The sequence below is a fragment of the Candidatus Babeliales bacterium genome, assembly GCA_019749895.1.
GTDB lineage: Bacteria > Babelota > Babeliae > Babelales > RVW-14 > AaIE-18.
The window spans coordinates 219,881-245,362 of the sequence record JAIEPG010000002.1 but is presented as its reverse complement, the minus strand read 5'-3'; the positions used below and the strand labels follow the sequence as shown (position 1 = coordinate 245,362).

Genomic DNA, 25,482 nt, shown 5'->3' with positions numbered 1-25,482 from the left:
TACTATTACGCATGATTCTCGCGAGGAGGCAAAAAGTGAGAAAGGGAAATTCCTATGAGGCAGTGTGTTAAGATAAAAGTCATTGGAAATGTCCAAATGGCATCATATCGCGAATATGTTCAAAAACATGCTCAGCGCTATGACATTGAAGGAACTATACAAAACGCTGAAGACAAGCATAGCGTTATCATTATGGCCTGCGGTATCGCTGAAAAGCTTGATGAGCTTATTGATGCTTTATACAAAGGAACTCCAGAATCTAAAATAGAAGAAGTCCAAGTAGAACCAATGATAAAAGAAAAGGACTTTCGCAACGTTTTCAGAATCATTGGCGATTAACTCTACGCTCTTGACCTCCTCCTTTTTTTTCAATTCTACGCTCGACTCTCTTTTTGTCACCCAAAAAAACCCAATTAATACCTAGAAATCTAACAAAACAATACAAATTTTTACAAAAATAGTATGGTATTGCAAGGGAACCTTATGGGCCGAAAAACGGGACTTTGCGTGTACAAATACCTACTATTCATTCTTTCTATTTTTTTTGCCACACTGGGCACGCTCCCGCTGCATGGCCGCACAAAGCAATGTTATGGTGGAAACTTTCATGAACAATATCCGCAAGAAACGGCTACGTTTTATTTAACCAAACTCTCACACCAAGCCGACATATTACTCAGCAGTGAAGAGTTTAACCATCTAGTTGAACTTGTTCCCAACACGTTTATTTCAGTCAAGCAAGTTAATCAAGCTTTTAAAAATCTTATGCGCAAAGAACGCTTACAAGCAATTGATATCAACTGTTGCGATTATGAAAACGGGAAACATTTAACGTTTACGCTCAAAAGTAGTTGGATTTTGAAAAAGTTAACCTTTAAAGGCGTATTCTTTGGACAACAAGAATATACAAATCTTTATACTCAACAACCTGGTGATGTTTTTGATATTTCATTGCACGAAGAATCGGTTGAAGCTATTAACCAAAAGCTTAAAGCAGAAGGGTACTTTGACCACACACTCACCGATGAATTTGTGTACGAAAAAAAGAATAAAACAATAACTGCTATCATCAAAACAAAGCGCGGCAAACGCTATCACATTGATCAGGTTTCTTTTGATATCAAAACAGATCAAGAACAAGCCCACGAACGAACCCCAACAGCACTTGCAGAAAAACTACAACGCTTCAAAAAAAACTTATTAAAAACGGACTACGACAAAAGACAAATAGAAAAACAGGCAAAAAAGATACGTACGTATTTGCAAGAAAAGGGTTATTTCGACAGCCACATCAGCATGAAGCGACTTATTAACCACCGCAACCATACAGTCGCTGTTACCTTCTTTATCTCGCTTGGCAAAAGAAAATTACTCGCTTTCACCGGCAACCATCTTTTTTCTAATCAAGCAATTAAAGAAGATATTATTGGACTTGATCTCCCCGAATGGCTTTTTTCTCCCGATATTATTACCGAACAACTGTTGCATGAATATTACAAAAAAGGATACTGGCAAACAGCTATTTCTTATAAACCAACTCCAAAACATGATTATGTTTTTAGTATTCAAGAAGGCAGCCCCACCCACATCAACCATATCTTTTTAAAAAATGTCGATACGCGTGAGCAAGAACGCGAGGGACTCCATTTTTTTAATGAATTACTTAAGAAAAAAACTTTTGACCAAGAACGCCTTGATACTGCTCTGTCAGCACTAAAGCACCATTACTTTTCTCAAGGTTTTTGGAATTTTGAAATTGTAGAAACACGCTTTGTTAAACAACAAGACGATTCATATGCCATTTTAGTGCTCATCAAAAAAGGCGCTCAACATTTTTATCACGGCTTTGCTTTTAAAAATTTTGAACATTTGGCCTCACATTCAGTTTTTACCGACCCACAAAAAAGCACAACCAATAACTTAGTACCATTCAACATTCATTGGCTGCACGAACAAAAGGTGTACCTGCTAAACTATTTTCAACAAAATAGTTATTGGTACGCACGCGTGCACCCCGAGCTGACCAGCAAAATTTCGCCGCACGGTGTGGACGTTTTTACCACTTGGCATATTGAACCAGGCCCGCGCGTGCGCTTTGGCAAAGTTTATTTACGCGGAGCTACCAAGCTGCCCTTCAAGCGCATTATGCGCGAGGTTCGCTGCCACGAGGGGGCGTTGTGGGACAAAGAAAAAATAGAACTCACACGCAAAAAATTGCGCAGTCTTGATATATTTAAACAAATACAAATTCAGCCCTACCATTTGTCCAACACCAAAAGCAAAAAACCGCTCATCATAACACTGGTTGACGACGATCCAATTGAATTGCGCATACGCGCTGGCTACTTTTTAACGAGCAAAAACTTTCTGTTTAAGCGACAATCTACGGCCAAATTTGGCGCATCGTTGGCCATAAAAAACCCAACCAACCGTGCCGACAACCTTACTATTAACACTGAAATTACCCGCTTTGAGCGCACATTCGACGCCCACTACCAACAACCCGCTCTGTTGGGTTTACCGGTGATGGGCAAACTAAAAGGGTACACTAACAAATACATTCATCCGGTTGCTATTGGCTCGAGCGACTCGGCATACGAAGCGGTGCAAAGTGGCTTTTTGGCAGGCTTAAGCGACGAGTATCGAGAAAATTATTATTGGGGCATTACGCTTGGCAACGAGTGGATGCGCACCAGCAGAGTACGCGGCAATCTGAATTTAGACCCGGCATTAATTGACCGCACACTACCCTACTTTTTCTTTGAGCCAAGCTTAATTATCGATACATTGGACGACCGCGTAAACACCACCAAAGGCCAATTTAGTTTTCTCTCAATGAAGTTTATGGTGCCAGAACTTGCAGCCGGATTTTCGGCGCGCTTAATGGCAGAGCAGTCATATTTTAAAGCACTCCACAACAATGTGATTGGCGCGTTTCGACTGCGCTTTGGTCATATTTTTCGGCGTAAATTTAATCAGATTATGCCTATAGAACGCTTTTATTTGGGCGGGCCATATTCGGTCCGTGGCTACGAAAAAGATTCACTACCGCCGCTGGGGGTGAGTGAACATATTGATTCAGAAGGTAATGTGAGCAAAGAATACACCATTCAAGGCGGCAGCTCCATGATTAATCTTAATCTTGAATTACGCTTTCCGGTAATCGACAAACTGGGCATGGTTATTTTTCAGGATGTTGGCGTGCTCAGCCAAACAGGCATACCTGGCTCAGGCTCGTGGTTTCCCGGTTCAGGATGCGGACTGCGCTACAAAACACCGGTAGGCGCAATCCGCTTTGATATCGGTTGGAAATGGAAGACAAGGCTGCCTGGCGACAGCGCTTATGCATGGTATTTAACACTGGGCGAAGTTTTTTAGTTCAGTTGGCAACACCAGAAAAGTTAGACTCCCCCAAGAAAAGCTTCTGGAAAAAGAGAAGACAAATCCCCCAAAACAAGCTCTTCTGCAAAAGCAACCGGCGCATTAAGCTGCGCAATAAAATCTTGATGCTCAAGTACAAGCAGCCGTGGTGGCGTACTCACGGGCAGCTCAACCGACTCCTCCACCTCCTCTTCTTGCTGTTGCTGCAAAGCCAGTAATTCTTGAGAAGTTTTTGCCCCTTTGGCTTGCAACCACTCAATAATCTGCGAAGCTTTTGCCTGCTTTGTAGCCAAAACATAATCAAGAGGCGTTTTATTAGCATGATCCAATATATTGAGATTTGCGCTACATTTTTCAACCAAAAACTGCACAAGCTGCATCGATATTTTTTTTGCACAAGCAAAATGAAGGGCAGTATGACCATTAGCACTGCTTTGCGCATCAATCAAAGCTCCTCTTTCTTTTAATAAAGTAAGTAACTCGAAACAACCAAAACCGCAACCACTCGAACGAATAGCCCCAAGTATCAGCGGTTCACCCCCTTCATAATCATTCAAATTGTACACGTTGACAAGCAACTTCTTAAGCACCAATTTTTTTCCAGCAATTGTAAAATGAGGATCGGCAAAAACCGCTCGCACTGTCTCAATAAATGGACGATCATGAATTATTGTACAGCTTAAATTATGAGACAACTTAACAAGAGTATCGCTTGGCGTTTCGCTCGCTCCCTGCATGTGATGAAATGCAAAAAAAATACCAAGCAAGAAAAAAATAATTCGTTTTTTATTCATACAAAATCGATCACTTTTTATAATAAAAAAATAGCAGTAAACTAATACAATCGTTACACTTTGTACCATAGAAAACAACCTTTCTTAAATTTTTTTAAAAAAAAGAAGTATCATGAAAACAAACGTTATTCTTTACATTGCAATAAGTCGTGATGGCTTTATTGCCGACAAAAACGGCGGCGTTGATTGGTTAAACTCATTTTGTGCAGACTTGCCGCCAGACATGGACTGTGGCTATAAAGACTTTTTTCAATCGATTGATCTAATTGTAATGGGCCGGAAAACCTATGAGCAAATGCTCACATTTGGCGATTGGCCCAACGCAGGGAAACACACGTACGTTTTTACTGAAAGTACCGAAAAGCCCGAGCACCCTGAGATAACGTTTGTAAACACAAATGTTCAAGATTTTATGAAAAAAATAGAACACGAGAAGCCAAACTGTATAATCTGGCTTGAAGGCGGAGCCAATTTAGTACAACAATTTCATGATGCTGATTTAATTAATGAAAGTATCATCACTATTATCCCAGTTGATCTGAGAGAAGGCATTGCGCTTACGCCAGATCTTGTCAACGGCAAAGGCTTTCGCAAAGTAAGCTCCACAGACTATCCGCATGGCATTACACAGAAACATTTCATAAAAAATTGAAGCCGACCCAATTACCTTTGAGTCGCCCGCCTGTCAGCTTCAGCAAAGGTACAACCCTGCCCTGGATAAAACATTGCCAAAATACCTGGAGAAAGTTGTACCGGGGCTTCGGGCCTTGAAGCTTCAATTATCAATTCTCGAGCCACTATTTCTTGCGATTCCTGCTCAGGCACAGAATCTTGAGGCGCACAATTTTGCGGGGAAGAAGAAGAGGAAACGGAATCTAGAACTACTTCAACTGTCTCAATAATTTCTTCTTCTTGAGACAACACTTCATTATCTTCTTCGTCTGTTGAGACCTGCTCTTCGTGCACCTGAGCACAAATCAACTCTTCGCTTGTTTTTGCGCCATTTTTTCGCATCAAAGCTATAGCGTTGGTAATATGCTCTGAAGAATCAGTACGAAGCTGTAAATAATCAAGGGGTGTATAACCTATCTGGTCAAAAAAATTAACACCGGCCTTCCCTGTTACAACCAAAGCCCTAACCAAAATTATTGAAAAAGGCTCTCGCTGACAGGCATAATGCAACGCGGTCTTGCCCTCAGAACCACAAAGATCAATCTGTGCACCACGATCGTGTAAGAACTTAACAAGCTGATAAAGATAGGGATCTATAACACCTTTTGTAAGAGCAATAAACAAGGCCCTTTTTTGGTCAATATCTTGCAATGTTGCATTGCCTAAGGCTTTTTTTAACAGTTGTATCCTTTCTTGCACACCAATGTTTCTTGCAAGTATCTCTATTATTTTTTTGCAACAAAAGCTTTTATCAGGAACAACAAAAAAACCGTTCAGGCAGGGCCTCAACAAAGCTCCATGTTGAGCACACCAAGATGTTAGTTCTTGCTCAAAATCTTCATCAGCCGCTTGCACTTGCCCAATAAAAAAAAGCAAAGAAAAACAACAAACAAAAAATTTCATATAACCACCTCAACCAACTTGCTCAATCTCTTTCATACTACGCCCTGTTTTGGCAGAATCAGGCTCTGAACTGACCGGATTGCGTCGTGCATCAGCATACTCATCACGCATTTTGATCAGCAACCAGCGCTCACCGTTGCCCTCGCCCGTGCGCACCAGCGTAAACGCACCTTTAAGTTTTTTACCTTTCAAGAAAAATTCGAGATGGCCATTGTCATAGCACGTGCTCAGCGGCACCAGCGTGCCATCTTTTTCTTTGATGTTTTTGTACGTTCCTTTGTCCCACACCATTACGGTACCAGCGCCATAATTTCCCTCAGGAATTACGCCTTCAAACGTTGCATAGTCGTACGGATGATCGTCAGTGGGTAGTGCCAAGCGCTTTACGCGCGGGTCAAGAGAAGGGCCTTTTGGAACAGCCCACGACTTTAACACGCCATCAATTTCCAAACGAAAATCGTAGTGCAAATGGCTTGAAGCATGTTTTTGAATAACAAAGATAAGACTTTTTGCAGACGACTTTTTGCGCGCTGCCGGCTCACCAGATTCTTTAAGATTGCGCCGCTGCTGGTATTTTTTCAAACCCGTTTTTGAAACCATTGCCACACCCACCAGTAACAAGAGACCCACCATTACCCAGCTTTGTCGTATGTGCATATACTCCCAACATTATGACAACGGTTTTAATACCGACGCAACGTTATTGAGTGTTTGCCAAGGATCTTCTTTTTGCAACAATCGTTTAAAAATAGTTTTAATGGTAAAACGCTGCGGCGTTATACGTGCCAGCTCTTCCCAAAAAATGGGTGTTGCCACGGGAGCTTTTTCAATGGCGCGCACGGCATAAGGTGCGACAGCGGTAGCACCATACGAATTGCGCATGCAGTCGATCAGTAATCTGCGCCCACGAGATTCTTTACGTGCATTAATCGTTAATTTTTTTGGATAACGGTCAACCAAAAGCGTGGCAATAGAACGCGCGTATTCGCGCACCACATCAAATGTTGCAACGCGCTTGAGCGGCACTACCACATGCAGACCCCGCGAGCCAGTTGTCATAACAAATGTGGGCATACCAATCTCTTGCAATAGCTTTTTGAGTTCCAGAGCTGTCCAGCGCACGGTTGCAAAATCATCATCAAACGGATCTAAATCAAAAATCATACGATCAGGATAATTAAGTTTATCAACTTTACTCAGCCACAAATGCGGCGTAATGCTTGCTTGTGTTGCAAGATACGCAAGTGAGGCAGCATTGTTACACACAACGTACGTTGTGTAACCAGCTTCTCTGTTTTTTATTTTTTTTGAAGCAACCCAACTAGGAAAATGCTCGCCGATATTTTTTTGATAAAAACCTTCATGATCAATACCATTGGGGAAGCGATGCATCGTTAGTGCACGGTCTTTGATAAATGGCAACATGTACGGCGCTATATCAGGATAGTACGCAACGATATCGCCTTTTGTTATCTTGCTTTGTGGAAACCATATTTTTTCGGGATTAGGAACATTCACCAGATAACGACCAATCTTCATGTCCATTTTTTTCCCCACAAAATAAAAGAGGCCTACCTTGCGGTAAGCCCCTTCGTTTTTATTAATCCCAGCTTAGAGAGCCGGCGGATTGGTATTCCGTAACGCGTGTTTCAAAAAAATTCTTTTCCTTGGAAAGGTCGGTTGCCTGACCCATCCATGGAAATGGATTGTCTTGATTGTATACTTTTGGCAAGCCAAGACGCTCTAAGCGACGGTCTGCCATGTGTTCAACATAATTGCAAAATTGTTGTGCGTTAATGCCCAACAAGCCACGCGGACAAGCATCGTAAGCATAATTCTTTTCAAGCTCAACTGCTTGTTCAATTAAACTTACCACTTTGTCTTGAAATGCTTTGTCCCACGCTTCAGGATGCTCAACTTTAATGGTATTAATTAAATCGCACCCAAAAGCTAAATGCAAACTTTCGTCGCGCATAATGTATTCAAATTGCTCACCAACGCCAGTCATTTTTTGTTGGCGTCTAAGTGCAAGCATCATAGCAAAACCAGCATAAAAAAATATGCCTTCCATAATCACATAAAAACCAACTAAATCCAACAAGAAACGTTGAATACTTTCTGGACCATCAATTTTAAAGCCTGGGTCCAAAATAGTGGTGGTCATGTTGACCACAAATTCATCCTTTTGCTTAATCGATGGAATAGTGTTGTACATATTATAAATGTAGTCAGGATCAAGACCAAGCGAATCGCAACAATAAATAAAGGTATCCGTATGCACCGCTTCTTCAAACGCTTGGCGCAACAAATATTGTCGGCATTCTGGATTTGCCACATGACGATACACGGCCAAAACAATGTTGTTTGCGGTTAATGATTCTGCAGTTGCAAAAAATCCAAGGTTCCACAAAATCAAGCGGCGTTCGTCGTCATTTAAAACTGACGAGGATTTCCATTGCTCAATATCCTTTTGCATAGACACTTCTTCAGGTGTCCAAGTATTGGCAATGCCATCTTTATAATGTTGACGCGCCCACATGTATCTCATCGGCAATATTTTATTTGGATCAGTTGACTCACTGTTTGATAAAATAGTGTTTCTTTTTGCCATACGTGCTCCTTGCATAATTTCTATCCTCTTTTGTTAAGTTTTATAAGCTACTGGCACGACTCACATGAAAGATCGTCAATGTTGCACGCAGCTGCGTCGGTTGCTGGCACGTTCACGTGAGCAGCTCCACTTTGACCAGCATTGCTATCGTACTGACGCTTTTGCGTAAAGCCAAATGTTTTTGCATCAAGCGTAGATTTTTCAATTTGACTAGCCGCCATGGTACGCAAGTAATAAAACGTTTTAACACCCGTTTGCCAACCAGCAAAATACAAATCATTAAGCTTTTTGCCCGAAGCGCCAACCACAAAAATGTTGAGTGACTGACTTTGATCTATCCATTTTGCACGTCGAGCTGCCAATTTGACCAACCATTCTTGGTTAATTTCAAATGCTTCTTTATATTTATTTTTTAGCGCAGTTGGAATCTCTTCAATCATTTGCACGCTGCCATCAAAGTATTTGATCTTGTCGGCCATTTCTTTGCTCCACAAGCCAGCTTTTTTCAGGTCATGCACCAAATAATGGTTGATCACGGTAAACTCACCGTTCAAGTTTGCCTTAACGTACATATTTTTGTAAATCGGTTCAATTGACGGGAAACAGCCAACAATATTGGAAATGGTAGCTGTTGGTGCAATAGCCATTAAATTAGAGTTGCGCATACCATGCTCTTGTACCAATGCACGCACTGGTGCCCAATCCATACTGCACGTGCGTGGTGTATCAATAGGCATACCACGCTCTTGCTCAAGCAAATCTAATGTATCAACAGGGAAAATATTGCGGTCCCACTTTGAACCTTTAAATGATTCATACGCACCGCGCTCTTGTGCCAACAATGCCGACGTTTTAATTGAGTGGTATGAGACCTTTTCTTGCAACTCGTCTGCCAGCTGCAACGTACGCTCATCTTCAAAAGAAAGATCCATTTTAAAGAGCGCATCTTGAAAACCCATCACGCCAATGCCAATTGGTCGGTGGCGCATGTTACTCGCTTTTGCTTCAGATGTTGGATAAAAGTTAATATCAATCACATTGTCCAACATACGAATTGACGTTTCAATAGTTTGAGCCAACAACTCATCGTCAATTTTACCATCAAAAACGTGGCGGCCAAGATTTACTGAGCCAATGTTACACACGGCTGTTTCTTCACGCGAGGTATTGAGCGTAATTTCAGTACACAAATTTGATGAATGCACCACACCGGCATGATCTTGCGGCGAACGAACGTTGCACGCATCTTTAAACGTTACCCACGGATGTCCTGTTTCAAACAATCGCGTGAGCATCTTGCGCCACAATTGTTGCGCTTTGACTACTTTAAAAAATTCAATTTTACCTTGAAGTGCCATCAATTCGTAGTGTGCATAACGCTCTTCAAATTTCTTACCGTACAATCCATGCAAATCTGGCGTTTCGTGAGGAGAGAAAAAAGTCCAATCGCCATCACTCAGCACACGCTTCATAAACAAATCTGGAATCCAACTTGCAGTATTCATGTCGTGCGTGCGACGGCGTTCATCGCCCGTGTTGCGGCGCAAATCTAAGAAATCTTCATAGTCCAAATGCCACACTTCAAGATACGCACACGTTGCACCACGGCGGTTACCACTGCGGTTAATTGCCGAAACCACGTCGTTGGCAATGCGCAAAAACGGTATAAGCCCCTGGCTGTCTGCGTTAATACTTTTAATTGGCGTACCTGCTGCACGCAACTGTGTCCAGTCGTTGCCAATGCCACCAGAAAATTTTGAAAGGTTGGCATTGTCGCGCAGGCATTTAAAAATGTGATTCAAGTCATCGTCAACGTACGTAAGATAGCATGAGCTGAGCTGCGCATGCACCATGGCAGCATGAAAAAGGGTGGGCGTACTAGAAACATAACGCAACGTTGAAAGAACGTTATAAAACTCTACCGTTTTATTTAACTGATCTTTTTCGTTAAGCGCCAAGCCCATAGCTACACGCATCCAAAATGCTTGCGGCAATTCTAAAACGGTCTTTTCTGCTTTCAAAAAATAGCGTTCGTAAAGCGTTGCAATACCCATGTAGCGAAACAAATTGTCGCGCTCAATAACCATTTTTTTTGCCAACTCTTCAAGCGGAAAGTCGGCCAATCTTGGGTTTAAGCGACCCGCTTCAATTCCTTTTTTAATGCCAATAATAAACTGGTCTTGATAGAGCTGCGCAATGGTATGCTCGGTAACCGAAATACCAATAATTTCTTTATAAATCCGTTGTAAAAAAAGACGTGCTGCCAAAACATCGTACGCAGGATCACGCTCCATGAGTGCTACTGCCGCCAAAATTAACGCTCGTTCCAAATCTTTTGTTGGAATGCCATCGTAAATATTGCGCATCAACTCTTCAACAATCAAATCAACTGAAACATCTTGCAAGCACTCGGCACAGCAACGTCGAATTGCCTGTTCAATTTTAAGACGATCAAAAGCAACATCTTCGCCCTTGCGTTTGCCCACACGAAAGTTGAATGCATCTAAAAGGAGGTCTCCTTGTCTTTTTACCGAATCAGAAAAAACTCCATTGGTACTGCTCATGCTATTCCTTTCTTCAACATTTTTACGTTCACACTTTATGGTCTTAGGTTGTAATGGCTCACTACCCCGAGAGCCCCCCTTTTTTTGCTTTTATTTTTTTTCATTTTCAAAAAGAAAATTCTCTCTTTTCAAATCTGGAGTATAATCTAGCAGGTTACCCCCACACAATCAAACAAAATTTTAATTATCTAAAAGATGCCGTAACAGCGCTACTTTTCAATGTTTTTCAATAAAAAATTTCAAGCTGATTTTTGAAAAAATAAGAACAAAAAAATTTAGTAACGTTAAATATTTTTTGTATTATTTTTTATCAAAAACCAAACTTGTTTTTTACCAACATACATTTTTTCTAAAAAAAATTTGGCTGGAAGGGCGTTGCCACTTTTACGACAAAATAAGATTTTGATGATGGTAAGGTTTTATATTATTCATACAAAAAATCAATACTCTGTTCGTGCAATAAAAAAAATGACACGGCGAAAAATTATTCCGACGAGATCCCAAATTTTTTCAAAATACGATTAATGACCATAATCAATGCCCCATCGCCCATCACATTGGCAGCAGTACCAAATGAGTCGAGCAACAAATACAGAGCCGTAATTAAACTGATCATTGAGGGCGTAAAGCCCAGTACCGATTTTAAGATAGGAATCATGACAATAATACCGCCACCAGGAATTCCTGAAACGGCAAACATGCTAATCCCAAAATAAAGAACAAAAACAAAATATTGGGTAAAGTTTGGCACGTATCCCAAAAAAAGATGCATAGAAATAATTGCCAAAATTGGCGTACTAATGCTGTCGCCCAACAAATGAACGTTGGCCATGATGGGCATACCAACTTGCGCCAACGGGCGGTTGTGCGTGTTTTTTACCGCACACTCAACCGAAACTGGAACCGTAGCCGTGCTCGACATGGTACCAAAAGCAGTCAAATAACTTGGTAATGCGTTTTTAATTGCGTGCAGCGCCTTGTCCCACGAGCAGTGAGCAGCCAAGAAATAATAGACCGCCAAGAAGCTTAATTGAATAGCAACAATCAAAATGAAAGCACCGCTGTACTGCTGAATGAGCGATACAAAAACACCTTCATAATTCATTTTGAGCAAAAAGCCCACAACGTAAAGCGGCAACAGTGGTATAAAATAGTTAAGCAAAAACTTTTCAATAAAACTTTTCAGGCCCATAACCATGCGCTCACCCTGCGGCCAACGCTTAAATGAACCAAGTATGCCAAGCCCCAGCGCCAACAAAAGCGCATGCTCTGAACGAATGAGTGTTGGCAAGTTGAAAGCAAAAAGCGGCTTTACTACGGCACACTGGCCAACAACATCGGTAGCCATTGAACCAATTAAACTTGGCGCCAAAAAAATCACCGCCCCATACGTTGCTAGTGCAACAACAAAGTTGGAAAGAAAAACACTGGCAATCAAAATGCCCAAAATTAACGGCGCTCTGCTTTTAAGCGAAAGAATACCGGAAAGAACAAATGAAAAAATAACGAATGGTAACAAAAAGCCAAGAAGTTCTTTAAACACCAAACTGATAGTAAAAAAGAACTGCGTAGCCGCAACTGGCACTAAATTGCCCAAAAGAAGAACACCAACAATTACCAACAATAACCGCATGGGCAAAGAAATGCGCAGAGCCATAAAAATTCCTTGTTTTTGTGTGAATAATATTTGTTTCTAGGGTATCATGTGCAGGTTTTGATGACAAGCAAAAAACCGGTTACAAAAATCAGTTAAAAGCTTAGCAACTCAACCCATAAGAACCAAGAATAACAAGCCCACACAACACTGCGGCTGCCACCAGCGTGCCGGTACTCAAGCTTGATGACTCAACTGGTTCAGAAACTTTTTGTAAAAGGGATTGAATATTGCCTCGATATTTTTCTTTTATCAAGACTGGCAAACCTTCAAAAACCTCTATCCATTCACGCGAAAGGTTTAAGCGATTTGAAGCAGGGAGCATCTGTAATTCTCTGAGCAAACATTGTTGAACAGGAGTAAAATAAGTGCCGGCGGCCCAAAGTTCAACTCCATCATAATCTTTTGTAATATCAAAAATATCTGCATCATCTTTTTTTCGGTGCTTTACAACCAAGTCCTCGTTTTCATTACAGCCCAAAAAGTATTCCTGGTTTGGGGCTCCATCAAAAGAGTATGTCACCAGCTTAATTGTTGCTATACGCTTTTTCGTTTTTACATCAAAAATTTCTGAATATTCTGTCTCGGCGTGTCTTATAATACAATGTTGACCGCCATTCGTTAATGCAAAACCAACAATAGGCTGATTGTCTTCATCATCTGAAACAATAGTTCCAAGCAACGTAAACGACATATCATGATGCTCTCGTGAAAAAAATTGAACAGTTGAACGACCAACTGCCACAAGAAATTTTTCATCTCCAAAACAAAACAAAGCAGTTAATGGTTCAGGGTATTCACCAAAAACATGACCTTTTTTATCGTTGAGAGAAATCCATGTCAACTCACCATCGCAGGCCATAATCACGGCGCTTGCAGCTGGCAGAAATGCTAACTCATCTGCCTTCTCAATTTCTTTGAACATCATAAGATGATTGGCATTTGCTTGCAAGTCCCACAACAACCATCCCTTTTTTTTGGTATCATCATCAAACGATAACTCTGCGGCAAGGAAAATAATTTTTTTATAGAAATAACGTATGTCGATAGCATCCCACATTCCGGCTGGCAACTCGATTTCATTTTCGACCAAACTGTCTGCTAAATTTATAATCGTTAGAATTTCATCACCCGAAACTTTTATAAGATGTGTTTTTTCGGCATTTAAGAATGCCGCCACTAAAGCATCTCCAAAAAATGCCTCTTTTACTAAAGAAAGTGATTCACCATTAAAATGCCATATATGAAATTCTCCGCTCTCTCGCATAGTCCAAAACCGGTTATCATCAAAAAAGCCGCCGTGGTGAAAACCTCCTTTCTCCACCTCCAAGATCTCAAGCGGCAGCACATCTGCCGCAAGGGCCCTATGCTCGAGAGAGCCTTTTTGTAGATTGCGCAAATCTTGCGGTATGGGCTTTTCAAAATCAATACCACGCTCTAAAATAGTTACTGAACCTGAAGCAGTGGGAACTCCAAGCACCCGCTGGCCACACATAGCCAGAAGCAAAAACATAAGCAGGTTTGATTTAATCATCGCATTCTCCTAAAAACTTACTGGTGGCCTAAAAAATTTTGCTCTCCAGGGTATCATGTGCAGGTTTTGATGACAAGTAAAAAGCCGGGCTAGACTACCTCAACATCAAAAAAGAATGTGCTTAAAAAAAGGGCAAAATAGCCCCAAAAGTACTATTATTATTAAACTCACATTGACCTGTTTTTTAGTCTTTTCTCATATTTCTAGCCTTAAAAATTGCGTTTTTTACATCAAATAGCGCGTTTTCCATTAAATAAGCAGTACTACAACTTGACAAATATTGAAAAAAATATACTATTAGTAATAATGAAATTACATCCCGGCTAAAACTATGTCAAAAAATGAGGTTATGAGTACCAGACACATCTGGCGCTCTTTTTATTAAGAGGTTATTATCATGAAACTTATCACAAAACTTTTAGTCATTTCTGGCTTATTATTAAACTTTACACATGCCCAACTTTTTGGCGCATCTTCAAGTCCGGGAGCTTCTTCAAGCGCTGGGTCATCATCAGTAAGTATCAGAGACTTAGCTCAATACCTAACTCACGAAGTAGAAACCTTTGTTGCAAATAACGGAAACCTTTCGCTCAATACGCCTGATGTACAAAACACAATGGTCCATTTTCTACAAAGCATCATCTTATCTGAGCACAATAACTATCATCAACTACGCCTCATTGACGCCCTCCATAGCCCAGAAGGCAAACAAGCATTTAGCGACAGCTTTTCTTCTCTCCCCACTCATACCATACAGTTAACAACCACAACCGCTAGAGAACTAGGACAATTGGCAACCAGAGCGGGAAGACAAGCACAGCCACACATAATTGCCGCAGCAAGAGCAGTGGACGCCGCCTTGAGAAACACAAGTCGAACAACGAAAAACTTTCTTGGCCAAACATTGCGCCATATGGTAACAGCAGCCATCTGGATAGCAGAGAACAGACCTGAACTAACGCCAATCGTCATGCGTACACTCACCATCACCGTACAAGCAATGGCATATGTAGCGCGCACAAGCCCAGCTTTGATCGCCCGTCTTGCGCACATTAGCGCAACAGCAACAAGATTAACAACGAGGGGAATAACCAGAACAACAAGGTTACTTGCACCGCTCGCTCTAGCGAGTGGAAATATGGTAATCCAAAGTCTACCAGTCATTGCGTCAGGCACTAGAAGAGTAGTCAACGTCAACAACATCCGCAGAACCGGAACTTTTATAAAAGAAAATACACTGTTAATCTCTGGGATTATCACCTTGGCACTTGTTGTTTGGACAGCAGGATCATTTTATGGCCGCTTCAGGGACAGTTCAACACGCGGAGCCATTCGTTATCAAGACCACCAAAGACCTGGTTGTCTTATGGTTAACCCCGACATGGATATGTGCCAAGAATTAGACCCATCATTCAGCAAACCTTTCGAGACGGTAGAATCAGCAACGTTGATCGCACTACTCAGCTTCGTTTCGATGCTATGGGTAACAATAGTTCGCTCCGTCTAAACAATTATAAAAAAAAGAGCCGCTTTAAAAAAGCGGCTCTTTTTTTTATTGCTACAAAATTGCACAACCACCACGACAGAAAAACCCTCGTCTCAACTCTTCACCAACAGACTCCGGCAAACAAGCAAATACTTGACGCCACGTATCGTGCATATTTGGCATGCGAGAAAACAAACCCTGCCGGCGTTGCAACTCAAAAATCAACACTTGTTCGGCAAAATTAAACCCACTGCCTGCTTTCCAACGCTTGACCGAACCCGTTTGAGGGTTGCGCGTAAAAACATAAGTATGATCGGAAAAAACTATTTTATTATCGCACGAATGTGAGATTATGTGCTGATTGCCACTCTCAAAAGTATGGGTAATTTCTTGAGATTTACAATCAAAAATAGCCATGCGCCCATTTGAAAAGCTCAGCAAAATTTCCCGATTACTGTTAATAAATGCCAGCCCGGTTACGTATTCAGAACCCGGAAGCTGCAATTTTTTAGACATGACACAAGAGTTATCCAGCATACTAAAAACTCTTAAACAAGCCTCACTACCAAACCCACACGCCACCGCTACAAATACAAAACAGCCAGGAGCTGAACAAGCGAGGTGATACTGAACGTTTGCCACTGAACACAACTCAACACGCTTGCCACAATCTAAATAATCTCTAAAAAGCTTATCATCTTCGCTTATGATCAACGTACCGTCTAGCAAAGCACATAAATCAGGCGCATATTCGTCTTGCAATTTATCGCCACAACCTTCTTCAAGCGACCAACCAAACAACTTCTCATCAGCAACACACATGAAAAATTTTTTGTCTTCAAACCATTGCAATGAATCTGCCCATTTCAGGGGCTTGGTAAGCGGTGTGTTAAGTTTTATAAACAAACGCTTAGCAGATGAAACATCAACAGACGAGCAAATATCAAGAGAGCCATCCGACAACAAAACGGCAAGACCTGTTTTGTTGTCACACAAACAAGCAGCAAGAACAGACTGATCGTACTGATAACGTGTGCGCTGACCTCTAAAAAAACAATCTATGCGGCCATGGCCAGACACGGAATTACTTGCAACAAAAACATTACCTTCAATACCGCCCACAGCAACAATTGACTGCCCTGGTGGCAACATGCTTGAAATATCCAAATCAACCATTGGTTTTATTTTTTGAGCAAAAAATTGAATATGATTTCTGCTGTCCTTTAACTGCAACAAACTCCCAATAGGCATACTAAAATCAATTCCCGCAATCGCACGAAATATTTGCATGCTATCCAATTGAGAAAAGGCGCCATACAAACCATAGGGACAACCAAAAAATAAGGTGATCAAAACTAAATATTTCTTCAACACAAAAACACTCCTAAAAATAAAACCTCGTAATTTGTAATTTTATCCCTCCAATGTTGTAATTGAGACACCTGAAAAGTCAACAAAAAAAGGGCACGAGAAATCGTGCCCTTTTAAACGTAAATGCTGAGTTACTAACTCTTAGTACATGCCAGGCATCATGCCAGGATGTCCACCAGCTTGTGGTGCAGCAGATTTTTCTTCAGCAATCTCACAAACCATTGCTTCAGTTGTTAACAACAACCCAGCAATAGATGCTGCATTTTGCAATGCACAACGCGTTACTTTAGTTGGATCAACAACGCCGGCTTTTACCAAGTCGGTGTAGGTTTCAGTGCGAGCATCAAAACCAACGTTGCCTTGTTCGACATTCTTGACACGATCAACAACAACTGATGGTTCGTAGCCAGCGTTTGATGCAATAATACGCGCAGGTTCTTCCAACGCACGCTTAATAATGCCCACGCCAATGCGCTCGTTGCCTTCAAGCTTGAGGTTGTCTAAAGCCGCTTGTGCGCGAAGCAATGCAAGTCCGCCGCCTGCAACAATACCTTCTTCTACCGCAGCACGTGTTGCGTGCAATGCATCGTCAACGCGGTCTTTCTTTTCTTTCATTTCTGTTTCAGTTGCGGCACCAATCTTGATAACGGCAACACCACCAGAAAGCTTTGCAAGACGTTCTTGCAACTTTTCTTTGTCGTAGTCTGATGTTGTTTGTTCCATTTCAACATTAATTTGCGCAACGCGTGCTTTAATTAAAGCCGCATCGCCCTTGCCGTCTACAATAACGCAATTGTCTTTGGTTACGCGAACCGTTTTGGCGCTACCAAGGTCTGCCATGGTCAAGCTTTCAAGCTTAATACCAAGATCGTCAGAAACCACTTGGCCGCCGGTCAATACTGCAATATCTTGCAACATCGCTTTACGACGATCACCAAAACCAGGCGCTTTAACTGCTGCCACATTGAGCGTGCCGCGCATTTTGTTTACAACCAAGGTTGCAAGCGCTTCGCCTTCAATATCTTCAGCAATAATCATGAGTGGTTTACCTTGCTTTGCAACGTGCTCAAGGATTGGCAACATATCTTTCATGCTGCTCAACTTCTTTTCGCAAATCAAAATAGCAGGGTGATCCAAAACCGTTTCCATCTTTTCTGGATTAGTTACAAAATAAGGAGAGATGTAACCACGGTCAAACTGCATACCTTCAACAACGTCCAAACCGCTTTCAATGCCTTTTGCTTCTTCAACGGTAATAACGCCGTGTCTACCCACGCGGTCCATTGCATCGGCAATCAGGTCGCCAATGAATTTGTCGGAGTTTGCAGAAATAGAAGCTACTTGTGCGATCTCTTCTTTGCTTTCAATAGATTTTGAAAGCTTTTTAAGTTCAGCAACAACTACTTCAACTGCTTTATCAATCCCACGCTTAACTTCCATTGGGTTTGAACCTGCAGCAACGTTTTTCATGCCTTCACGGTAAATTGCTTGTGCCAAAACAGTTGCCGTGGTGGTACCGTCGCCGGCCACATCTGCAGTTTTTGAAGCAACTTCACGCACCATTTGTGCGCCCATGTTTTCAAGCTTATCTTTTAATTCAATTTCTTTTGCAACCGACACACCGTCTTTGGTAATAATTGGTGAACCAAAAGACTTTTCAATTGCAACGTTGCGGCCTTTGGGCCCCAAGGTTACTTTTACTGCGTCAGCAAGGGTGTTAACACCTTTTAAGATTTTTGCTCTGGCGTCTTCGCCAAAGATAATTCTTTTTGCCATAGTTGTTTTACCTTTTTAAAACTAAGTTAATTAACCTTCAATACGACCAAGAATCTCTTCTTCGCGCAAAATCAAGAATTCTTCGCCACTTACTTTGACTTCAGTTCCTGAAAATTTGCCAAAAAGCACCTTGTCGCCTTCTTTAACTTTAAGTTGGCGCAATGAACCGTCGGCCAACAATTTACCTTCACCGGCAGCAATAACAGCCCCAAACTGGGTCTTTTCTTGCGCTGTATCGGGAATGTAGATACCACCTTGGGTTTTTTGTTCGCTTTCTAAGCGTTTAACCAGGACACGGTCGTAGAGGGGCTTAATAGCTCCTTTAAATGTCTCTGCCATAACATCGTCCTTCTTTGTGTTAAAAATAAACTATTTTTGACAAAAAACTCTCTTTCTATTCGTTTTTAATTATACGGCAAAAAATAGAAAAATCAATTCCCACCCTACACTAAGTGACTAAAGTTTTCTATCTGTTTTTCTTAAGATTTTAAAGGAGCAAAAAAGTAGCAAAAACACTACTGGCTCAACACAAACAGGCCTATCTCTGAAAAATCATACAAAAACACCCTTTTTTAACCATTTAAAAAACGCCAGTTTTTGCCATTTTTCGATAAGAAAGCAAAAAAATATTCAAAAAAGGCCATTTTTGTATTTTTATCGACATTGTCATTTTACTTTTATTTAAAAATATATATAATTAATATTATCAGTTTGTAATTTTTGTTTTATTGTTTCAGGAGGTTACCATGAAACGCTTTTTATCACTTTCGCTCATCGCTCTTACGCTGGCCCTGCCAGTAGCAAATCCTGCAGCAAGCAGCTCAAGCTACACTAGCTCATCAAGCAGTAGTTCAAGTAGTTCAAGCGCAATGCCTGGAATAAAAAGTACAACAGCACGTGCTCAAGAATTTTTAGATCAGAATTCACTCCACCTCGCTCCTCCAGTTTTTATGAATCAAGATGAAGAAGAAGCCATGCGAGCAGCTCTTTACCACCTTCCAAAGGCTCATACTTTACTCTCACAAGAACCAGTTTTTCTCGGTCACGACGTCACACACATAGCAAGCATCTTTGAAGACTCTCATGTTTTTGTTGAATCAAATAGGTTTACTGATACTCCATCTGGATACATGCCAAAACAAAAACTCATGTGTGCTTGGTATTTTAACAAACAAAATAATAGACTTTCAGAAATCAGTTCTTTTTATGTCGGACAAGATTTCATGGATGAGGTAATAAAGAGAAACTCTCTCGGTCAAGACCGATTCAACATAATAAAAATATCAAAAAAAATTATCATTTTTATTGATATCAACTGTGCAAAAATATGTGTATACAACGAAGATACAAAGCAGTGGAATACGGTTTTTTCCTTTGCACAAGGCAGCAAACAAGTTTTTAGATTGAGCACCAATAGCGTCGCAACACTTTCTTTAACTGGCATTGCGCAGGCATGGCACCTGCCAAACTGCCTTGAGCTCATACTGCTCATGAAACTTATAGATAAAAGCGGCACCGTAGAACTCCACGATGGATGGTATACCATTCTAGAAAACCTAGCACCGCAGCTCAAAATACACCTACCATCAATCACAATAAAGGTAACAAAACGCCTCAACACAAGCACGCCATCAAAACAACCAACCAAGCGACAAACACTAGGCAAAGAAAATACTGGCACAGACTATGCTTTTGAAGAAACCATGAAAGCATTATTCCCTAAAACAGTAAAAACAACCAAGCGCCATCAAGCACCGCGCAGTTCAGCAAGAACCGAAACTCTACCTGATATAGAAAGCGAACTTGCAAGAATGTTCGACGGATTAAGCCTTGAGTCATTGCTTCAATCAAGCTCAAACGATGATGACCATGTAAGCAATGAAGAAACAGAAATACAACAAACGACAAAGCGCACAGACGCAAAACGAGATCGTTAAAAATAAAAATTATAGAGGTTATCATGAAACGCTTTTTATCACTTTCGCTCATCGCTCTTACCCTCAACACGCCACTTTTTGGCGCAGCAGAGCCATCAAGAGTTCCATCGCTCAGATCGCTGGCAGGAACGGCAATGAGCCAACACAGCCCAGACCTTGCTCATTTGATAAAAACTGCAGATCTTGCTCGGCCAGTTGACCGGCAAGGGCCACTATCTTACTTGCATAATCTTATGCCTGGTAGCGAACTCTTGTTCATGATTGTTAACTACTGCAAAGAAAAAAAGTTAGACTCATCAAGCATAGTTCAAGCGCCTAATTTTTTTGCCAACACACTGATACCTTTTGATAATACTTTATTTATTGCTCTTGGTTTGCTCCAAGGAGCTTATCTTTACGAAAACAATGAAGGAATTTGGCAACAAACGGCATTGTCTCATGATAAAAGAATAAACGCTGCCGTCATTCTTGATAAAAACAACATAATTACAAGCAGCGATGAACAAACGCAGGAATGGATAAAAAATAGTGAAACTAATGAATGGGACGCACGTGATATTACCACCATCATTGCGCCATTCAGATCTACAATTGCTGTTAACGAAAAAACATTCCTAACTATTAACTTCTCAACCACAGTATGCGTATGGACAAAAAATAGTGATAATATCTGGACCAACTCAACCAACCTTGTTGATAATAACTGGTTTGGCACAGCGCTAAAACTTGACGATCAGACTATTGCCACGGGCTTTTGGAACGGTACTATAAAAATATGGACGCTCAACCAAGAAGGTCAATGGCTCTGCACCACCCACCTTACCGGCGAACACCAACACCATGGCACCGTTTGCTGCCTTGCAAAACTTACCGATAATACTTTTATCAGCGGAGCTAACGACGGCGTTATTAAACTGTGGCGCCGCAACTATGACGGCTCATGGATATGGGTTACCGATATTGAAAACCCAGCGTATCCTCAAACAGCAATAACATCTCTGTCCATTTTAGATAATAGTACTTTTTTTGCTCTTGATAAAAATTATATAACATTGTGGGTTAACGAAAGAGGAACAACCTGGAAGCCTCGTGCACTAGAAAACGATAGACTTACCTGCTTAACAACACTAGGCAAAAATACACTTGTTACCGGCAATTTGTATGGAAAAATTACTCTGCAATTTTTGCCTCGCACCTTACAAGAATTATGTCTTTTTCAAAAACTTACTGAAAGCGTGGTACTTAACTTAGAACCTGGAATAATAGATTATTCTTGGTATCCCATTTTTAATACCATGCCCACACTATTACAAAACTTTTTTCCAGCAATCAAAACACAAATCTACCAACAAACAAGCTCAAGTGTTTCAAGTAGCTCTTCTTCTGATAGTCAACCTACAGAAGTTATTGATGATTCAAGCAAACGCACAGAGCAACCAGAACCACAGCAAGAAAATACCAAACGCCACCGTAGAAAGTAATTTTTTCGGTTCTAGAAAAGAGCCCCTTCATTTTGCTATAGTTAACATTACAATCTTTAAAAAGTAAAAAAGATGGGAAAAGGGGGCTTTTGTATGCTTGGGAAAAAAAAATCAATTTTTTTATTATTGTTGTTGTGTTTGGCCCAAGAAGTTTGGGGAACCAGGCACACAATTACACACAATCCAACAATCGATTTCAGACCTTTTCAGGGCTGGCGACCAGCACCTGAATCTATCAAAAGCTTTACCTGCCCGCCTTACAACTCAATGAACCCAACCTATGCGCATGAATTTGCACGTACTCATCCAGAAAATTTTATTCACATCATTCGACCAGACATCAATCTTATGCCCGACTCAGAATTATATACTAAAACGGCAGCTAGCAAAGGCAAAGAGTATCTGAATGAACTGATAGAAAAGAACATTATTCAACAAGATACCCAACCTGCTTATTATCTTTACTGCCAACAAAAAAATAACAAAAAAATGTATGGCATTATTGGTGAGCTTGCGTTGCAAAATTATCGAGACGGCCTCATTAAACCGCACGAAAAAATAATTTCAGCAAAAAAAAGAGCAGTAACAACGTTTACCAAAATTCAGCAGGCACAGATAGATCCAATTGTGCTAACCTACAAAAATAACCCAACAATCGATATAATTATTGAAACTATTGCAAGAAACAAACCAAGCCAGCAAATTATTACTGAAGATGAGGCAATACATCAACTATGGGTTATTAATGACCATAAAACAATAAATCAACTTGCACAAAATTTTGCAGCCCTTACTGCTTTATACGTTGCCGATGGCCATCACCGGAGCGCATCGGCTAACCAGCTTTTCAAAAAAGAACCCAACAATCCCTTTTATCACCATATTTTAGCTGCATTGTTTTCTGACACATCAATTGCCATTTTGGCATACAACCGCCTTTTAAAAAGTCTTTCAGGGATTAGTACCTACGCATTTTTAAATGTGGTAAAAAAATCATTTCGCGTAAAACGCGTTGACGTAGCACAACTTGCAGAACCAAAGCACGTACACGAGCTGGGCATGTTGCTGGACGGTACCTGGTACAGCCTGCACCTGCAAGAAAAATTTATTGCCATGCGCCAAAATAATCCTGTTGAATCACTTGATATTACCATCTTAGACGAACTGCTACTCAGACCATTTTTTAAGGTACGCAGATTAATTATTGATCAAGATATTGAGTTTATTGGCGGACTCAAAAACACACAAGAGCTTGAGCGGGAGTGTCGGCAAGGCGGTTGGCAGATTGCTTTTGCACTCTACCCAATTTCGTCACAACAACTGATGGACGTGGTAGACGCTGGGCAACTTATGCCAGCAAAAGCAACCTGGTTTGAACCAAAAATTAGACCTGGGTTAGTCATACGCTGTGGGAACTAAGCTTGAACAAGCGCCAAAACATTATCGGGGTTTGCAATACCAGGCATCAAGGTAAACGTGCTTGCAACTTTACCATCAACAGTTTTAAACGTTGGTATACAAGCATTAAAGAACATTTGATTGTCGCACTGAGCCAACTGCGTTAGTTGCATGGTGTGAGTAGCAACCATGCCACAAACACGCCCAGAGCTACCCAAATTTTCAACAAATTGGTATGCCAACTCTTCGCGTTTTTGAAAGGTAGTACCTTTGAAAAGCGAATCATCAACCAATGCACACGCAAATTTGCCCTGCTCAAGCGCTTGAATCTTTTTTAAGCAACTGTCGGCACGTGCCAGCTCAGCAACCATTAACGATGTGTCGCACGAGATGTCATCAGTCACGGTTATGTAAGTAATAAGGGCATCAAACGGCGTCATTTCAACATCATGGGCACACGCAATACCAAACGATTGAGCCAAAATAATATTAATACCCAAGGCTTTAAGAACACTTGATTTACCGGCTTTGTTGGGACCAGTAACAATCATCATAGCCGGAATATTTTCAGCACCAAGTACTACATTGTTGGTTGTTACGGTCTGAGCATTGAGCATAATATTCCACACGCCATTCATAACCAACGACGGCTTTTGTGCATCATGCTTAAAACGCACAAAGCACATGCGTGCCTCATTTTCTTGATGCTGCATTACCAAGCGAGCAAGCGTTGCATACGCATCCAACTCACCAACCGCTTCTAAAACATTCTTAAACAACTGTACCTGTTCTTTAAGGAGCGCATGAACACGCAACGTTGAACCAACGGCAGAAAAGAAACCAAGTTCATCATCAAACTCAAAAGCACCGCTTTTGAGTAAGGTAATCAACTCACTTGTTGCTTCTTGTTGCAATAAACTAGACAATTTTGGCCTTACATACGCCAACGCTTCGTTATTGTTAATATATTCGGAAAGTTTATTAATCGTTTCTAAGCACTGCTGTACGGCTATAATATTGCTGTGCACATAATTAAGAACCGCTACCTGAGCTTTAACATGCTCAACCATTTCATAAATACTAATCGCATGCATACCAAAATGCCCAACTTTAAGCATCATAAAAAACCCTTGAACCAGCACACTTGAATCTTTGGCAGGCTCAAGATGGTCCATCATGCACGAATGACCATCCCCATGCCCATGGCCATGCTTATGTTTATGTTTATGATCATGGCAATGCCCATGCTTTTTATCGCCAGCAATTGCCTGCTGAATATAGTCCATGGCAAAATGAAAAAGCAGGTGCTCAATGACGGGCATAAATAAACCAAATTTTTTGAAAATATCGCGCAACGTAAGCGCAAGAGGGCTGTCATTGTACGAACGTAACAACGTCGCAGAATAATAGTAGGCATCCAAAATGTATTGAGTAGACGGATCTAATCCTTTATTCAAAAAAAAGTCTATACCGTGCTGATTAGTTTTTATATTGCCAAGAAGATTGTTAATATCACTCAAAAGGTGTGCGTTTTCAACAAGCTCACGAATAGCAGTTTGACGCTTTTCCAGTACGTTTACATTAGCCGTTGGATTGGTAAAAACCCGTGTTAAAAACTCTTGCCCAAACATAGTTTGCGGTATGCCAAGTTTGGCAACAACACCCTGATGCGATTGATTTAAGGAACCAGAAAGTTCTAAATCACGCTGTTCAAAAAAAGAAATAACAGGCATTTCTGTTACCGACTCTGCATGAGCCGAACATGTGGAAAAGAGCACAAACATTAATAACCAGCACCACTGTTTTATTGGTGCCCAGAACACATAACTCATGATTAAAACCTTGGTAATGTACAAAAATAATACGAAGCTAGAAAGGGAAAAGTATAGCTAAAAGCGTGTAATTAAGAAAGCTAAGATC

General features: G+C 41.0%; 19 protein-coding genes. 7 read left to right on the top strand and 12 right to left on the bottom strand.

The genetic code is table 11. From position 1 onward, the window contains the following. Window positions 1-54 precede the first annotated feature (54 nt). Together K2W90_02095 and K2W90_02090 are read left to right on the top strand one after the other, a co-directional pair. Complete coding sequence (locus K2W90_02095; protein ID MBY0353133.1) at window positions 55-339, top strand: acylphosphatase; 285 nt, start codon at window positions 55-57, stop codon at window positions 337-339. Between the two features lie 144 nt (window positions 340-483). Then, window positions 484-3,378, top strand: a complete 2,895-nt coding sequence (locus K2W90_02090; GenBank protein MBY0353132.1) for a BamA/TamA family outer membrane protein — start codon at window positions 484-486, stop codon at window positions 3,376-3,378. A gap of 23 nt (window positions 3,379-3,401) precedes the next feature. Here K2W90_02090 and K2W90_02085 read toward each other — a convergent pair whose 3' ends face one another. Then, window positions 3,402-4,175 (bottom strand): ankyrin repeat domain-containing protein, encoded by a 774-nt coding sequence (locus tag K2W90_02085; protein MBY0353131.1) that lies wholly within the window; start codon window positions 4,173-4,175, stop codon window positions 3,402-3,404. A 112-nt stretch (window positions 4,176-4,287) separates the two neighbouring features. On the opposite strand from K2W90_02085, the gene K2W90_02080 reads away from it, so the two are divergent. After that, window positions 4,288-4,827, top strand: coding sequence for a dihydrofolate reductase family protein (locus tag K2W90_02080; GenBank protein MBY0353130.1), 540 nt, complete (start codon window positions 4,288-4,290; stop codon window positions 4,825-4,827). A gap of 11 nt (window positions 4,828-4,838) precedes the next feature. On the opposite strand, the gene K2W90_02075 is transcribed toward K2W90_02080, so the two are convergent. From K2W90_02075 to K2W90_02045, 7 genes are all read right to left on the bottom strand, one after another. Then, a complete protein-coding gene (locus K2W90_02075) occupies window positions 4,839-5,750 on the bottom strand; it encodes an ankyrin repeat domain-containing protein (protein MBY0353129.1) in 912 nt (303 codons plus the stop codon). Window positions 5,751-5,759: 9 nt separating this feature from the next. After that, window positions 5,760-6,350: a hypothetical protein gene (locus K2W90_02070; GenBank protein ID MBY0353128.1), complete on the bottom strand. Its 591-nt coding sequence runs from the start codon at window positions 6,348-6,350 to the stop codon at window positions 5,760-5,762. Window positions 6,351-6,419: 69 nt separating this feature from the next. Continuing rightward, window positions 6,420-7,289 carry a non-homologous end-joining DNA ligase gene (ligD, locus tag K2W90_02065; protein ID MBY0353127.1) on the bottom strand — a complete coding sequence of 290 codons (870 nt, stop codon included), beginning with the start codon at window positions 7,287-7,289 and terminating at the stop codon, window positions 6,420-6,422. A 61-nt stretch (window positions 7,290-7,350) separates the two neighbouring features. Next, on the bottom strand, window positions 7,351-8,361 hold the full coding sequence (locus K2W90_02060; protein ID MBY0353126.1) for a ribonucleotide-diphosphate reductase subunit beta: 1,011 nt from the start codon (window positions 8,359-8,361) through the stop codon (window positions 7,351-7,353). A gap of 47 nt (window positions 8,362-8,408) precedes the next feature. Continuing rightward, a complete protein-coding gene (locus K2W90_02055; GenBank protein MBY0353125.1) occupies window positions 8,409-10,925 on the bottom strand; it encodes a ribonucleoside-diphosphate reductase subunit alpha in 2,517 nt (838 codons plus the stop codon). 484 nt (window positions 10,926-11,409) lie between these two features. Further along, entirely contained in the window at window positions 11,410-12,582 is a 1,173-nt protein-coding gene (locus K2W90_02050) for a dicarboxylate/amino acid:cation symporter (protein ID MBY0353124.1), read from the bottom strand. Between the two features lie 100 nt (window positions 12,583-12,682). Then, window positions 12,683-14,113 carry a hypothetical protein gene (locus K2W90_02045; protein MBY0353123.1) on the bottom strand — a complete coding sequence of 477 codons (1,431 nt, stop codon included), beginning with the start codon at window positions 14,111-14,113 and terminating at the stop codon, window positions 12,683-12,685. 397 nt (window positions 14,114-14,510) lie between these two features. On the opposite strand from K2W90_02045, the gene K2W90_02040 reads away from it, so the two are divergent. Further along, a complete protein-coding gene (locus K2W90_02040; GenBank protein ID MBY0353122.1) occupies window positions 14,511-15,620 on the top strand; it encodes a hypothetical protein in 1,110 nt (369 codons plus the stop codon). Window positions 15,621-15,671: 51 nt separating this feature from the next. Here K2W90_02040 and K2W90_02035 read toward each other — a convergent pair whose 3' ends face one another. From K2W90_02035 to K2W90_02025, 3 genes are all read right to left on the bottom strand, one after another. After that, the gene (locus K2W90_02035) at window positions 15,672-16,973 is read right to left on the bottom strand and encodes a hypothetical protein (protein MBY0353121.1); all 1,302 of its coding nucleotides are present in this window, start codon (window positions 16,971-16,973) and stop codon (window positions 15,672-15,674) included. A gap of 138 nt (window positions 16,974-17,111) precedes the next feature. Further along, entirely contained in the window at window positions 17,112-18,746 is a 1,635-nt protein-coding gene (groL, locus tag K2W90_02030) for a chaperonin GroEL (protein MBY0353120.1), read from the bottom strand. Window positions 18,747-18,776: 30 nt separating this feature from the next. Further along, on the bottom strand, window positions 18,777-19,085 hold the full coding sequence (locus K2W90_02025) for a co-chaperone GroES (protein ID MBY0353119.1): 309 nt from the start codon (window positions 19,083-19,085) through the stop codon (window positions 18,777-18,779). Between the two features lie 407 nt (window positions 19,086-19,492). Here K2W90_02025 and K2W90_02020 point away from each other — a divergent pair, with 407 nt between their 5' ends. From K2W90_02020 to K2W90_02010, 3 genes are all read left to right on the top strand, one after another. Then, on the top strand, window positions 19,493-20,683 hold the full coding sequence (locus K2W90_02020; GenBank protein ID MBY0353118.1) for a hypothetical protein: 1,191 nt from the start codon (window positions 19,493-19,495) through the stop codon (window positions 20,681-20,683). Between the two features lie 23 nt (window positions 20,684-20,706). Next, complete coding sequence (locus tag K2W90_02015; protein MBY0353117.1) at window positions 20,707-22,164, top strand: WD40 repeat domain-containing protein; 1,458 nt, start codon at window positions 20,707-20,709, stop codon at window positions 22,162-22,164. A gap of 93 nt (window positions 22,165-22,257) precedes the next feature. Continuing rightward, window positions 22,258-23,583: a DUF1015 family protein gene (locus K2W90_02010; GenBank protein ID MBY0353116.1), complete on the top strand. Its 1,326-nt coding sequence runs from the start codon at window positions 22,258-22,260 to the stop codon at window positions 23,581-23,583. Here K2W90_02010 and K2W90_02005 read toward each other — a convergent pair. Next, on the bottom strand, window positions 23,580-25,394 hold the full coding sequence (locus K2W90_02005; GenBank protein ID MBY0353115.1) for a hypothetical protein: 1,815 nt from the start codon (window positions 25,392-25,394) through the stop codon (window positions 23,580-23,582). The two genes, K2W90_02010 and K2W90_02005, sit on opposite strands and share 4 nt — an antisense overlap. Between the last annotated feature and the right edge of the window lie 88 nt (window positions 25,395-25,482).